Origin of the sequence: Luteipulveratus flavus, assembly GCF_029439465.1 — a bacterium.
GTDB lineage: Bacteria > Actinomycetota > Actinomycetes > Actinomycetales > Dermatophilaceae > Luteipulveratus > Luteipulveratus flavus.
This window is the reverse complement of sequence record NZ_JAROAV010000046.1, coordinates 35,043-48,421: the sequence shown is the minus strand read 5'-3', so window position 1 is coordinate 48,421 and position 13,379 is coordinate 35,043. Positions and strand designations below refer to the sequence as shown.

Sequence of the window (13,379 nt, the reverse complement as noted above, 5' to 3'; positions counted from 1 at the left end):
GCGGAGGCTGGGGCGCTCGCTCGGCTCAACCAGCGGAGGCTGGGGCGCTCGCTCGGCTCAACCAGCGGAGGCTGGGGCGCTCGCTCGGCTCAACCAGCGGAGGCTGGGGCGCTCGCTCGGCTCAACCAGCGGAGGCTGGGGTGCTCGCTCGGGTCGTGGTCAGCCGCCGAGCAGCTTCTCCATCGACGACAGCTGCTCGCTGAAGGTGTCACGGCGCTGGTGCTCACCGCACGCCCCGAGCAGCCGCGCGAAGCCGGCTGCCGCCTTGTCGACGCGCTGTCCCAGCGCCGCCTGGCCGGTCGCGCCGAAGTCCTCGGTCGCCGCGTACACCGCGGTCGGGGCGACGAGCGCGTGCAGGTAGGAGAACATCGGCCGCAGCGCATGGTCGAGGACGAGCGAATGACGCTCGGTGCCGCCGGTCGCGCCGATGAGCACCGGCATGCCGGACAGCGTCTCCTCGGGCAGCACGTCGAAGAAGGACTTGAACAGTCCGGCGAACGACGCGTTGAACGCGGGTGTCACGGCGATCACGCCGTCGGCGTTCGCGACCGTCTCGAACGCCGACTCCAGTGCAGCGGAGGGGAATCCGGTCAGCATGGCGTCCATGATCGGGTGCGCGAGCGGGCGCAGCTCGACGACCTCGGAGGTCGCCTGGTCGCCGCGAACCCCGAGCTCGGCGCGTACCGCGGCGTCCAGGCGGTCGGCGAGCTGACGGGTGGAGGACGGCTCCCGTAGCCCCGCACTGATGACGGCGAGTTTCGTCATGACGTCACCGGGTTTCGACTCGAGCTCGCGCTGGGGCGCTCGCTCGGCTCAACCGGCGAGGTCGGCTCGGCCGGCGAGGTCGGCTTGATGAGCGAGGCGTGCGTCGGGGCGTCGGGGACGTCGGCCGGGCGGCCCTCGGCGAAGCCCTTGCGCAGGTCCGGCAGGATCTCGCCGAGCAGGTCCAGCTGCTCGAGCACGGTCTTCAGCGGCAGGCCCGCGTGGTCGAGCAGGAACAGCTGGCGCTGGTAGTCGCCGGCGTACTCGCGGAAGCCGAGCGTCTTCTCGAGGACCTCCTGCGGCGAGCCGACGGTGAGCGGCGTCGCGGAGGTGAACTCCTCCATCGACGGGCCGTGGCCGTACACCGGCGCGTTGTCGAAGTACGGGCGGAACTCGCGGACGGCGTCCTGGCTGTTCCTGCGCATGAAGAACTGACCGCCGAGGCCGACGATCGCCTGCGCGGCGGTGCCGTGGCCGTAGTGCTCGAACCGCTGCCGGTACAGCTGGACCATCTGCCGGGTGTGCGACGCGGGCCAGAAGATGTGGTTGGAGAAGAAGCCGTCGCCGTAGTACGCGGCCAGCTCGGCGATCTCGGGCGTGCGGATCGAGCCGTGCCAGACGAACGGGGGTATGCCGTCCAGCGGGCGCGGGGTCGAGGTGAAGTCCGTCAGCGGCGTGCGGAACTTGCCCTCCCAGTCGACGCTCTCCTCGCGCCACAGGCGACGCAGCAGGCCGTACTTCTCGACGGTCAGCGGCACGCCCTGGCGGATGTCCTCGCCGAACCACGGGTAGACGGGGCCGGTGTTGCCGCGGCCGAGCATGAGGTCCGTGCGTCCGTCGGACAGGTGCTGCAGGTAGGCGTAGTCCTCCGCCAGCCGCACCGGGTCGTTGGTGGTGATCAGCGTGGTGGACGTCGTGAGCAGAAGGCGCTCGGTCTGTGCCGCGATGTGGGCCAGCAGGACCGGCGGACCGGCCGGCGCGACGAACGGCGGGTTGTGGTGCTCGCCGGTCGCGAACACGTCCAGCCCGACGTCCTCGGCCTTCTTGGCGATCTCGACGGTGGCCTTGATGCGCTCGTGCTCGGTCGGCGTACGACCGGTGGTCGGGTCGGTGGTGACGTCACCGACCGTGAAGATCCCGAACTGCATCCCGCTCATCTGGCTGCCTCTCTCATCGGCTCCCAAGTAGTTGCATTTTCAACAACATATCGCCTCGCCGTCCCATTCCCCTCTCCGCCATACCGCCGGTCGAGCAGGGCGAACGCAGTGATGCCCGTATCGAGACCCCGCGACCGCGTGCGGCTGGTCTCGATACGCCTCCGCAAGCTCCGGCTACTCGACCGGCGGGTGCGAGCGTTCCGGCGACTCGACCGGCGGTGGGGGACATGTCAGCCGCGCAGCTTGAGGCGGACGGTGGGCATCGGGGGTGCGGGGATCGTCTCCTCCCACTCGGTCGGGAGCGCGCCGTACCGGACGGTCCCGCCCTGCCCGCCCCTGCGCTCGCGCTCCCACTCCTCGCGGTAGGCGGCGACCTCCTCCTGGCCGCGGCCGACGAAGTTCCACCACATCAGGATCTGCTCGCCGAACGGCTCGCCGCCCAGCACGAGCACCCGGGTCGCCTCGTCGTCCGAACCGCGTAGGCGCAGCGTCGAGCCGCCCGTCGGCTGGTAGACCAGCTCGCTGCGCTTGGCGTCGATCCCGCCGACGGTCGCCGATCCGGTGTCGACCAGGACGCCGTGCTCGTACGCCGGGTCGACCGGGACGTCGAGCGTCTGCCCGGGTCGCAGGGTGATCTCGGCACCGACCAGCGGCGTGAACATGGTCACCGGCGAGGTCGAGCCCAGCAGCGACCCGAGGAAGACCACGACCCGCGCGCCGTCGACGTCCACGGCCGGCGGCTCGTAGTGCTCGAACGCCGGGGCGGTGTCGCGGGACCTCTCCGGGAGCGCGACCCACAGCTGGACGCCGTGCAGGGTGGTCGTGCTCGCCGTCGAGTACTCCGAGTGCGCGATGCCGTGACCCGCGGTCATGAGGTTCATCTGCCCCGGCCGGACGAAGGCGTGCGAGCCGATGCTGTCGCGGTGCTCGATCTCGCCGCTGAACAGCCAGGACACCGTCTGCAGGCCGGTGTGCGGATGCCCGGCGACGTTCATGCCGCCGGTGACCGACACGTCGTCCGGGCCGTAGTGGTCGGCGAAGCACCAGGCGCCGATCAGCGAGCGGGACCGCTGGGGGAGCGTCCGGCGGACGGACATCGCGCGGACGCCGCCCAGCGGAACGTCGCGCGCCGTCAGCAGCTCGGCCGCTGGAGCGGACTCGGAGGCGCAGACCTCCACCTGCGGTGAGTTCTCAGGGTTGCTCATGGCGCGTCCTCTCCATGACCCATCGTACGAAGTCGCGCAGATCAGCGAGCGGCTCCGCGCAGGGTGGTCAGCGTCGTGCGGCCGCTCGGCTCCCCGACCAGGCACGTCACGTCGTGATCCCCGAGCGCCCAGGACCGACGCGTCGGGTGGAAGTACTGGACGGCCAGGTCACTGTCGGCCATGTCGGTGCCGACGAATGCGGTGAACCGGTCCGTGCAGGCGCGCTCGGCCGCCGCGGTGACTTCCGTGTCGCCCGGATAGCCCGTGTAGGTGAGCGCTGACTCTGCGTACGCCTCCAGGTCGTGCGGCTCGGTGCAGGGCACGGCCTGGACCGAGCTGATCTGGACCGACTCGGTGCCCTTCGGCGGATCGGGCTGGTTGATGCAGTCACCGACGCGAATGTCGTCGGCCGTCAGGTCGCCGCGGTGGACGACGGAGCCGTTGCTGTCGCGATCCGCCTCGGTCACGATCGCCCACACGCCGACGCCGGCCACGGCCACGGTCCACGCGATGCTGAGGCAGAGGCCGGCGATGGCGAGGCCGCGCCCCCGGCCGCCGCGCTTCTTGATCTGGACCAGGCCGATGATCGAGAAGATCAGCCCGAGCAGGCAGCCGCCGATGAGGCCCAGCACGAACCCGGCGATCGCGAAGCCGTTCGTCCCTTGCGGCGCCTGCGGGGCGTACGGACCGTACGGCGCGTAGGCACCGCCGTACGTCGGTGCCGCAGGTGGCCGACCGTACGGTCCCGACTGCGGCGCGGGTCCGTTGGCGGGCGGGCCAGACGGCGTGCTGTACGGGTCGGTCGGGTGCTGCGGTCCGGGCGGCGGGCCCCAGGACGGTGGCTGCGTCAACGTGCGCTCCTGCTCGAGTCGCCGAGCGCCCCTGACGTCGCGCGGTCGACGCCGGAGCGTATCGGGACACGCGGCGCGGGTCCCGGGGGTTTCGCCAGGATGGCCGCCGCCGTACGTTCGGGGCATGGCCGACGACAACGTGAGCATCGCGCGCAGCGCCACCGGCGACCACTACGTCATCAGCGTGGACGGCGCCGAGGCGGGAGTGGCGCGCTACGTCAACCACGGCAAGCAGCGGGTCTTCTTCCACACCGAGGTCGACCAGGCGTACTCCGGCCAGGGGCTCGCGAGCCGGCTGGTGACGTACGCGCTCGACGACACCCGCGGCGACGGGCTGCGCGTCGTACCGGTCTGCCCGTACGTGAAGTCCTTCGTCGAGAAGCACGGCGAGTACGCCGACCTGGTCGACCCCGTCACCCCCGCCGCCCTCGAAGCCATCCCGGGCTAGCCGCAGCACCCCCCGCCGGTTGAGCCGCAGCACCCCCCCCCGCCGGTTGAGCCGGGTCGAGGCGCCAGCCGAGAGCCGTGTCGAAACCCGGTGAGACGCGGGGAGACTCTCCCGGCGGCGCACGGGGTTTCGACTCGGGCTCGCGCCTGGGCGCTCGCCCGGCTCAACCAGCGGGTGGGTCCAGCGCGTCTCGGCGGAGGGTGAGGAAGGCGATCTGCGCGGGGTTGGACGCGAGCTCGATGGCCCGGTCGTACGCGGCCCGCGCCTCGTTCGCGCGCCCGAGTCGCCGCAGCAGGTCGGCGCGCGTCGCGTGGAACGGGTGGTAGCCGTCGAGGACGAGCCCGTCGACGATGGCCAGCCCCGCTTCGGCGCCCTCCAGCTCCGCCACGACGACCGCGCGGTTGAGGGCGACGACCGGCGTGGGCGTGGCCGCGTACATCTGGTCGTACAGCGCGAGGACCTGCCCCCAGTCGGTGTCCGACACCGAATCCGCATCGGTATGAACGGCATTCACCGCCGCCATCAGCTGGTACGGGCCGGGCCGGTTGCGGCGCAGGCACCACCGGACGAGGTCGTGCCCCTCGTCGATCAGCGCGCGGTCCCACAGCGTCCGGTCCTGCTCGTCCAGGGGTACGAGCACGCCGTCGCCGCCGACGCGAGCCGGACGCCGCGCCTCGGTCAGCACCATCAGCGCGAGCAGGCCGGTCACCTCGGGCTCGTCCGGCATCAGACCGCGCAGCACGCGCCCGAGCCGGATCGCCTCGTGGCACAGGTCCGTCCGGATCGCGTGCTCACCCGACTGCGGGAGGTACCCCTCGTTGAAGACCAGGAAGATCGTGCCGAGCACGCCGCGCAGCCGGTCGGGCAGATCGGCGTCCCGGGGCACCCGGAAGGGGATGTTCGCGGCCTTGATCTTCCGCTTCGCGCGCGTGATGCGTTGTGCCATCGTCCTTTCCGGCACCAGGAACGCGTCGGCGACCTCCGGCACGGTGAGCCCGCCGAGCAGCCGCAGGGTGAGCGCGACCTGCGCGTCCGCCGCGAGCGCAGGGTGGCAGCAGGTGAAGAGCAGCCGGAGCCGCTCGTCGGTCACGGACGTCACGGGCGCGCTCGGCACGCTCTCCTCCTCCCCGTACAGGTGGTACGCAGCCTGCTGCTTGGCGTCGCGGTGCGACTCCCGCCGCAGCCGGTCGATGCCGCGGTTGCGGGCGGTCGTGGTGAGCCAGGCGCCGGGGTTCGGGGGTACGCCGTCGCGCGGCCACCGCTGCATCGCCTCGACGAACGCCTCCTGCGCCATCTCCTCCGCCAAATCGATGTCTCCGAACCGCTTGACCAGCGTGGCGACGACCCGGCCGAACTCCTCCCGGAAGACCGTCTCGACCTCGGGAGCCCCCGCGGGCCGCGGGCGCGAGGCGCGCCCACGGTCCGCGGCAGGAGTCGTACGGCTCACGCTCGGGCGTCCGCCTCGCGGACCATGTCCTCGATGTCGGCCTCGTCGTGGAACGGCCGCACTTCGACCTTGCCGCCGCACGCCTTGGAGCCCTCGGCGGCGAGCCTGAGCGCCGCGTCCAGGTCGGTGGCCTCGATCACCCAGAAGCCGCCGATGTACTCCTTGGACTCACTGAACGGTCCGTCCGTCGTGACGACGTCCGTGCCGGTGCCGTCGACGACGGTCGCGGTGCTCGGCTCGTGCATGCCGCCGGCGAAGACCCAGTGGCCGTTCTTGCGCAGCTTCTCGTTGAAGGTCTCGACGTCGCGGAACGACCGCTGCATCTCCGCGCCGCTGGGCTGCGGCTCGCCCTCGGTCGCCATCACCGAGATCATGTACTGCGTCATGGTGTGCTCCTTCGTCGGTGGGACGTGCCGTTCTGCTCGTCCTCATCATGTCCACGAATGAGCCCTGGCGGGTGCGACGTCGCCCGGGACGCAACTTTCGACGGTCGGCCGCGACCGCGTACGTCAGGACGTCGGCGTCTCCGGGGTCAACGGGTTGCCGGCGGGGATGCGGCCGCAGTCCGAGGGTGCGGCCTTCGTCGTGAACCGGTCGTCCAGGTAGCGGATCGCACCGGGCGCCCAGAGTGCAGCGGTCGGGATGTGGCTGGTCAGGTCGAACTGGGTGTACTTGATGCGGCTGTTGCCCGAGGCGCAGTACTGCCGGGCGAGCGTACGGACGTCCCCGGCGATCATCACCCCGTCGCCGCGGCCGATGCCCGGCTTGGTGCCCGAGGTGCCCTCCAGCTCACCGGCCGCACCCTGCCCGATGTAGCCGGGGATGGTCGGGGTCGGCGCCGAGCCGAGGTTGATCTTGTTGACCGCCTTCACGTACTCGGGGACGGACCTGGGGTAGGCGTACTGGGGCTTGACCATCTTCTGCCAGGTCAGGTCGGGGTACTGGTACAGGACGTTGACGATGGACGCCTTCTGCAGCTTGGCGGACAGCGAGCGTCCGTAGTCGCTGAGGTACGGCGTGAAGTCGATGTCGTAGGAGCGGCCGACCCCGACGATGGCCATGCCGGCGATCCCGGCCCAGCCGACGCTCCTGGACACGTAGTTGAGGTTGTGTGCCGGGGCGACGAGGAGCCCGCCCTCGGCGAAGCCGACGAGGTTCTTGTTCACGTCCGGCGCGTACGAGGGCGCCAGCGCGGCCGCCCAGTTGGTGGCGATCGCGCCGCCGGAGTAGCCGAACAACCCGGTGCGGGTGCGTTCGTCCAGCCCGGTCGCGGAGGAGTGGGTGACGGCCCGCAGCGAGTCCAGGGTGTTGTAGCCGTACTCGGGTCCTGCGGCGAAGTCGGCCTGCTGGCCCTGCGTGTCGGGGACGACGACGGTGTAGCCCTTGAGCAGCAGAGGGGCGATGAAGATCGACTCGATGTTGTTGATGACCCCACCGAGGGTGACGTCGCCGGCGATGGACCGGGACGGGCTGTCGGCAGGGTCGAGGGAGTCGTAGAACGACTGGTACGAGATGGCCTTGGTCGGGTCCTGTCGGGCCGGCTTGAGCACCGAGGTCACGTTGGCCGCAGGACGACCCTGGGCGTCGGTGCTGCGGTAGAGCAGCTGCACCGCGGTGACCGGCGTCGGGATGCCGGCGACGTGATAGGTCGAGGTGCGGGTGTCCAGCACCTCACCCGGGGCGTAGGACGAGAGCGGCCGGTCGCCGTCGTAGGTGTAGAAGGGATCGTCCTCGGCGGCCTGCGCCCCCGTCGGGACCACCGCGCCGGCCGTGGCGAGCAGCAGCGCACCGACCGCGACGCGTGCTGAGAACGTGCGAGTACTTCCCTGCATGGCAACCTCCGGAGCCCGATCGCGGACCGGCTTTCGGTCCTGAGGCCGAGGTTACTTACGCGTAAGTAAGTTTGTGACCTGGATCACCTCCCATCTCGCGGGCTGATACGGGGTCCGGGGGCCCGGTGAGCCGGTGCTGTCTCCTCACCCACCTCGGTCAGGCAGCGGCGCGCAGCTCGCGGATGTCGGTGCTGCTGCGCAGGAACGCCAGCGACCCGACCGTCATCACCAGCGCGAGCGCGAGAGTGGTGCCGACCAGCGTCGCCGAGGGGCTCCAGGGAATCGGGACGTCGACGGTGAGTCGGGGGAGCGACCCGTTCGGCTGGACAGGCCCGTTCACCTCAACGGTGGATCCGTACACGCCGCGCGCGCCGAGCACACCCGTTACCGCGGCGACCAGGACAGTCGGTACGAGCGGCAGGACCGTCTCGAGCACGATGGCGGTGGCGAGGGTGCGACGCGGCACGCCGGTCGCCGTCATCGCCGCGAGCGTGCGACGTCGGGTCACCACTCCCTCGGCCGCCACGACCAGCAGTCCGGCCGCAGCGATCGCCAGGCCGATGAGCACCGCGATGTTCACGACCTCGAACGAGCGCGTGAAGAAGAGCTCGGTCTCGAGCGGATCACGGTACGGGCCCGTCTCGCCGCTTGCGAGGGCGAAGTTCTCCCGGAGGCCGCAGGCGCCACACCCGAGCAGCACGGCCAGCACGACTGCGGTCGACACCCGACTCGCGGTAAAGGGGGCGTCCGTCATCCGACGCGCCGCGATCAGCAGCGCCGGTCGCCGGGTGCGCGGCGCGAGGAGTCGCCCCAGGGCGTACGCACCCGAGGCGGCCCCGAGCATCAGGCCGACCGCCGTGATGAGGACCAGGACCGGAACGGTCAGGACGAACCACGGTCGCTCGACGAGCGAATCGGGCAGTGCGCGGCCGAGCGCCGACCAGAAGACGAGGGCCAGGCCGCCGCCGACGAACAGCAGCGCGGGGACGAGCGTGGGCGGCCGGCGCCGTGCCCGACGCACCACCGCGAAAGGCGTGATCGCGGTGCGCCGCAGGGCGAGCCGGGCCCCGAGCGCCGCGCCGAGTGGTACGCCGATCAAGCAGACGACCAGCAGCCACCAGTGGGGGACGACGTCGGTCGGGAACAGTAGTCCTGTGCTGGAGGACCCGAAGTCGACGACGCGGCGGCCGTCCGGGGCAGTCACGCCCGGCACGTCGGAGAACCAGACGTGCGCGACGACGTACGCGGCAGCGCCGAGGATGGCCCCGACACCGGCCGCGAGCCCGGTCTCCCAGGCGACCACCCGGCGCACCTCCGACGGCGTGGCGCCCGCCATCCGCAACGCGGCGAGCCGCCGGTCGCGTGCCGGGGCGCCGATCCGGGAGCACTGCCCCGCGAAGGTGAGCACCGGGATGCACATCAGGAGCAGCGCGGCGATGACGCCGGGGCGCAGCCCGGCGTCGGCGACCAGGTTGAGCCGGTACGGCCCGTCGCCCGGACCGATCGACGCGACCGCTGCGGCCAGCAGCAGCGCGAAGGTCGCGGCGGCCGACCCGACGGCGGTGAGAGCGATCCGGAGGCGATCCGCCCGGCCGCCGACGGCTGCGACCCGCAGCAGCGTCGTGGTCCGTGGGGTTCCGGTGCTCATGACACGCCCGCGTCGAGGAGGTCGGCTGGGTGCGGGTCGAGCTCGCCGTCGCGCAGGTGGATCTCGCGGTCGCCGTACGCCGACACCCGCGCGTCGTGAGTGACCAGGACGACCGTCGTACCGGCCTCGCGAACGACGCGGACGAGCTGGTTCATGACGAGCTCGCCGGACAGTGAGTCGAGGGCGCCGGTCGGCTCGTCGGCGAGGACGACCTCGGGCTCGGTCACCATGGCCCGCGCGATCGCGACGCGCTGCGACTGACCGCCCGACATGCCCGGTGGCCGCGCGTCCGCGAGGCCGCCGACCTCGAACCGCTCGAGCCAGGTCCGCGCTGCCGTCTCGGCGGCAGAGCGGCGTGCGCCGCCGAGCAGGAGCGGCAGGGCGACGTTCTCCAGTGCGGTGAGCTCCGGGACGAGCTGCCCGAACTGGAAGACCACCCCGACCTGCGAGCGCCGCAGCCGCGAGCGCTCGCTCTCCGACTCGGCGCTGATGATCCGGTCACCGAGGCGGACCTCGCCGGCGTCCGGGGCGAGCACCCCGGCCAGGCAGAGCAGGAGGGTCGACTTCCCCGACCCGGAGGCGCCCGTGATGGACAGGATCTCGCCGCGGGCCACCTCCAGGCTGACGCCCTTCACTGCCGGTGCGGCGCCGTACGAGTAGACGAGCGACCGCGCTGACAGCGCGACGGCCTTCTCCCCAGAGGCTGTACTCATGACGTGATCTCCTTGGTGAGGGCACCGACCCGTTGCAGGGCGGTGTCGATCCAGCGCAGGTCCGCGTCCAGGTGGGCCAGCGCGTAGTCGGCGGCGAGCACCTGCGGCAATGAGGAGCTGGGCTCGGTCTTGGTCCGCGTGTAGTCGCGCATCCGGTCGAGGTGAGCAGCCCGCTGCCGGCGCAGGTACGTGTGCGCCTCCTGCTCGCCCGCCGCCAGGATGGTGAGCGTCACCTTCACGGCCAGCGGGTTGCTGACGTACGGCGACGGCGGCTCCGGCGAGTCCAGCCAGTCCGCCAGCTCGGTCCGCCCGGCGTCGGTGAGCGCGTAGACCGTCCGGTCCGGACCGTCCACGCGCTCCACCGTCACCGGCTCGACCAGTCCCTGCTTCTCCAGGCGCTGGAGTGTGGCGTACACCTGCCCGTACGCCAGCGGCCTGGCCGCGGGGAACTGCTCGTCGTGCGCACGCTTGAGGTCGTAACCGTGCTGCTGCCCCCGTGACAGCAGCCCCAGCATGACGTGTGCGTTCGACATGCCCGCATCTATTCACACAATGAATAGCCCGGTCAAGAGTCGAGACCAGGTGCGCGCGGTCACTTGGTCTCGATACGGGCCCTCCTCGACCGGCGGGTGGGTCTCCCGATGTCGCTTGTTGAGCCGGGCCGAGGCGCTGGCCGAGGGCCGTGTCGAAACCACGGTGCGGTGCGGGGAGAGTCTCCCTGTGTGGCACCGGGTTTCGACTCGGGCTCGCGCTGGGGCGCTCGCCCGGCTCAACCAGCGAGAAGGGCGGCGTTCGCCCGGCTCAACGGGCGGTGGGGGCGGACTCGTCGGTCGAGTGGCCGGAGCGTTAGCGGAGGCGTATCGAGACCGGGTGCGCGCGGTCACCTGGTCTCGATACGGGCCCTCCCGTCGTTCGGCCTTACTCGACCGGCGGGGGTGTTCGGCCCTCCTCGACCGGCGGGTGGGCTCGCTCGACGAGGGACGTCGGCGGGGTGAATCGGTCGCCGTACGCCTCGGCGAGCTCGCGGGCGCGGGCCACGAAGCCGGCCACGCCGCCGTCGTACTGCTCGACGTACTGCGCAACGCCGCCCGTCCAGGCGGGAAAGCCGATGCCCATGATCGAGCCGATGTTGGCGTCCTCGACGGAACGCAGCACGCCCTCGTCGAAGCACTTCACCGTCTCGATCGCCTCGGCGAACAGCATCCGCTCCTGCATGTCCCGGAACGGGATCTCGTTCGTGCCGCCGAAGTTTTCGACCAGCCCGGGCCACAGACCGGTCCGCGTGCCGTCGGCGTACTCGTAGAAGCCCGCGCCGCCGAGCCTGCCCTGGCGCCCGTCGGCGATGAGCTTGTCGAGGACGTCGTAGGCGGGGTGGTGGCGGTAGGTGTCGCCCTTGCCGTCCGCCTCGAGCCCGGCCTTGGTCTCCTTCTGGATCTTGCTCATCAGCGTCAGGTTGAGCTCGTCCGCGAGCTGCAGCGGGGGCGCCGGGTAACCCGCCTGGAGCCCGGCCTGCTCGACGGACGCCGGGTGCACGCCCTCGCCGACCATCGCGATCGCCTCGTTGAGGAACGTCCCGATGACGCGGCTGGTGAAGAAGCCGCGGCTGTCGTCGACGACGATCGGGGTCTTCTTGATCTGCTGCGCGATGTCGAACGCCTTGGCCAGCGTCGCGTCCGAGGTCCGCTCGCCGGCGATGATCTCCAGCAGCGGCATCTTGTCCACCGGCGAGAAGAAGTGCAGGCCGATGAAGTTCTCCTGCCGGCGGACGCCCTCGGCGAGACCGGTGATCGGCAGCGTCGAGGTGTTGGACCCGAACACCGCGTCCGCATCGACGACGTCCTCGATCTCCTGGAACACCCGGTGCTTCAGCTCGGCGCTCTCGAACACCGCCTCGATGACCAGGTCGCAGCCGGCGAGGTCGGCCGGGTCCGCGGTCGGGGTGATCTTCGCGAGCAGCGCGTCAGCCTGTTCCTGGGTGGACTTCCCGCGTGAGACCGCTTTGTCCACAATGCCTTTCGAGTACGCCTTGCCACGCTCGGCGTTGTCCTGGGACACGTCCTTGAGGACGACGTCCATGCCGCCGCGCGCACAGACGTACGCGATCCCGGCGCCCATCATCCCGGCGCCGAGGACGCCGACCTTCTTCGCGACGTACCGCTCGTACCCTGTCGGTCGGCTGCCGCCGGCGTTGATGTGGTTGAGGTCGAAGAAGAACGCCTGGGTCATGTTCTTGGCGACCTGACCGGTGGCCAGCTCCACGAAGTAGCGCGACTCGATGAGGTGGGCGGTGTCGACGTCGACCTGCGAGCCCTCGACCGCGGCGGCCAGGATCGCCCGCGGCGCCGGGTAGTTCGCGCCCTTGAGCTGCTTGCGCAGGTTGGCGGGGAACGCCGGCAGGTTGGCCGCGAACGACGGGTTGCTCGGCGTACCGCCCGGGATCTTGTAACCCTCGACGTCCCAGGGCTGTACGGCCTCCGGGTTCGCCGCGATCCATGCCTTGGCTGCGGGCAGCAGGTCCTCGACCGAGCCGACGACCTCGTCGACGATGCCGATCTCCTTCGCCTGCTGCGGCTTGTACCGCTTGCCCTCCAGCAGCACCTTCAGCAGCGCGTCGGCCACACCGAGCATGCGGACGGTCCGTACGACACCACCGCCACCGGGCAGCAGGCCGAGCGTGACCTCGGGGACGCCGAGCTGGACGCCCTTGACGTCCGCGACGATCCGGTGGTGGCAGGCGAGCGCGATCTCCAGGCCGCCACCGAGCGCTGCCCCGTTGACGGCCGCGACGACGGGCCTGCCCAGCGTCTCGAGCGTGCGCAGCTGGGCCTTCAGCTCCAGGACGCCGTCGTAGAACTCCTGCGCCCGGTCCGGGGTGACCGCGATCAGGTCGTTCAGGTCGCCACCGGCGAAGAACGTCTTCTTGGCCGATGTGATGACGACGCCGGTGATCGCGTCCTTCTCGGCGACCAGGCGGTCGACCGTCGCGCGCATCGAGGCGACGTACGCCGCGTTCATCGTGTTGGCGGACTGGTTCGGGTCGTCCAGGGTGAGGACGACGACCCCGTCCGAATCCTTCTCGTACCGAATGGTGCTGTCGCTCATGGCGTGAGTTCCTTTGATTCAGAGATCGTTTCGATCTTCGCTGGTTGAGCCGGGCGGAGCGCAACGGAGCCCGAGTCGAAACCAGGTGACGGACGGGGAGGCTTGGCGTCCGCGGCTACGGAGGTTTCGACACGGTCTCGCCTAGCGGCTCAACCAGCGGCTCGACCGGCTCAACCAGCGGCTCGACCGGCTCAACCAGCGGATGCACGGCTCG

The 13,379-nt window shown here is 71.0% G+C and carries 12 protein-coding genes; 1 reads left to right on the top strand and 11 read right to left on the bottom strand.

Features of this window, described 5'->3' with window-relative positions:
- Positions 1-159 precede the first annotated feature (159 nt).
- The 4 genes from P4R38_RS17575 to P4R38_RS17560 all read right to left on the bottom strand — a co-directional run bounded on the left by P4R38_RS17575 (position 160) and on the right by P4R38_RS17560 (position 3,975).
- On the bottom strand, positions 160-765 hold the full coding sequence (locus P4R38_RS17575) for an FMN reductase (RefSeq protein WP_277193294.1): 606 nt from the start codon (positions 763-765) through the stop codon (positions 160-162).
- A complete protein-coding gene (locus P4R38_RS17570) occupies positions 762-1,910 on the bottom strand; it encodes an LLM class flavin-dependent oxidoreductase (RefSeq protein WP_277193295.1) in 1,149 nt (382 codons plus the stop codon). The genes P4R38_RS17575 and P4R38_RS17570 overlap by 4 nt, the downstream gene beginning before the upstream one ends.
- Before the next feature lie 239 nt (positions 1,911-2,149).
- Positions 2,150-3,124, bottom strand: a complete 975-nt coding sequence (locus P4R38_RS17565) for a pirin family protein (RefSeq protein WP_277193293.1) — start codon at positions 3,122-3,124, stop codon at positions 2,150-2,152.
- Positions 3,125-3,165: 41 nt separating this feature from the next.
- A complete protein-coding gene (locus P4R38_RS17560; protein WP_277193292.1) occupies positions 3,166-3,975 on the bottom strand; it encodes a DUF4190 domain-containing protein in 810 nt (269 codons plus the stop codon).
- A 124-nt stretch (positions 3,976-4,099) separates the two neighbouring features.
- Here P4R38_RS17560 and P4R38_RS17555 point away from each other — a divergent pair, with 124 nt between their 5' ends.
- Positions 4,100-4,423, top strand: a complete 324-nt coding sequence (locus tag P4R38_RS17555) for a GNAT family N-acetyltransferase (protein ID WP_277193291.1) — start codon at positions 4,100-4,102, stop codon at positions 4,421-4,423.
- Positions 4,424-4,586: 163 nt separating this feature from the next.
- Here the strand turns inward: P4R38_RS17555 and P4R38_RS17550 are convergent, their stop codons facing one another.
- From P4R38_RS17550 to P4R38_RS17520, 7 genes are all read right to left on the bottom strand, one after another.
- Positions 4,587-5,870 carry an RNA polymerase sigma factor gene (locus P4R38_RS17550; protein WP_277193290.1) on the bottom strand — a complete coding sequence of 428 codons (1,284 nt, stop codon included), beginning with the start codon at positions 5,868-5,870 and terminating at the stop codon, positions 4,587-4,589.
- Positions 5,867-6,256, bottom strand: coding sequence for a YciI family protein (locus tag P4R38_RS17545; protein WP_275239154.1), 390 nt, complete (start codon positions 6,254-6,256; stop codon positions 5,867-5,869). Before P4R38_RS17545 ends, P4R38_RS17550 begins: the two co-directional genes overlap by 4 nt.
- Positions 6,257-6,379: 123 nt before the next feature.
- Entirely contained in the window at positions 6,380-7,702 is a 1,323-nt protein-coding gene (locus tag P4R38_RS17540) for a lipase family protein (protein ID WP_277193289.1), read from the bottom strand.
- A gap of 157 nt (positions 7,703-7,859) precedes the next feature.
- Complete coding sequence (locus P4R38_RS17535) at positions 7,860-9,350, bottom strand: FtsX-like permease family protein (protein ID WP_277193288.1); 1,491 nt, start codon at positions 9,348-9,350, stop codon at positions 7,860-7,862.
- Positions 9,347-10,063 (bottom strand): ABC transporter ATP-binding protein, encoded by a 717-nt coding sequence (locus P4R38_RS17530; protein ID WP_275239157.1) that lies wholly within the window; start codon positions 10,061-10,063, stop codon positions 9,347-9,349. Before P4R38_RS17530 ends, P4R38_RS17535 begins: the two co-directional genes overlap by 4 nt.
- Positions 10,060-10,596: a PadR family transcriptional regulator gene (locus P4R38_RS17525; RefSeq protein WP_277193287.1), complete on the bottom strand. Its 537-nt coding sequence runs from the start codon at positions 10,594-10,596 to the stop codon at positions 10,060-10,062. The genes P4R38_RS17530 and P4R38_RS17525 overlap by 4 nt, the downstream gene beginning before the upstream one ends.
- Positions 10,597-10,981: 385 nt before the next feature.
- Complete coding sequence (locus tag P4R38_RS17520; RefSeq protein WP_277193286.1) at positions 10,982-13,165, bottom strand: 3-hydroxyacyl-CoA dehydrogenase NAD-binding domain-containing protein; 2,184 nt, start codon at positions 13,163-13,165, stop codon at positions 10,982-10,984.
- Positions 13,166-13,379: the final 214 nt, after the last annotated feature.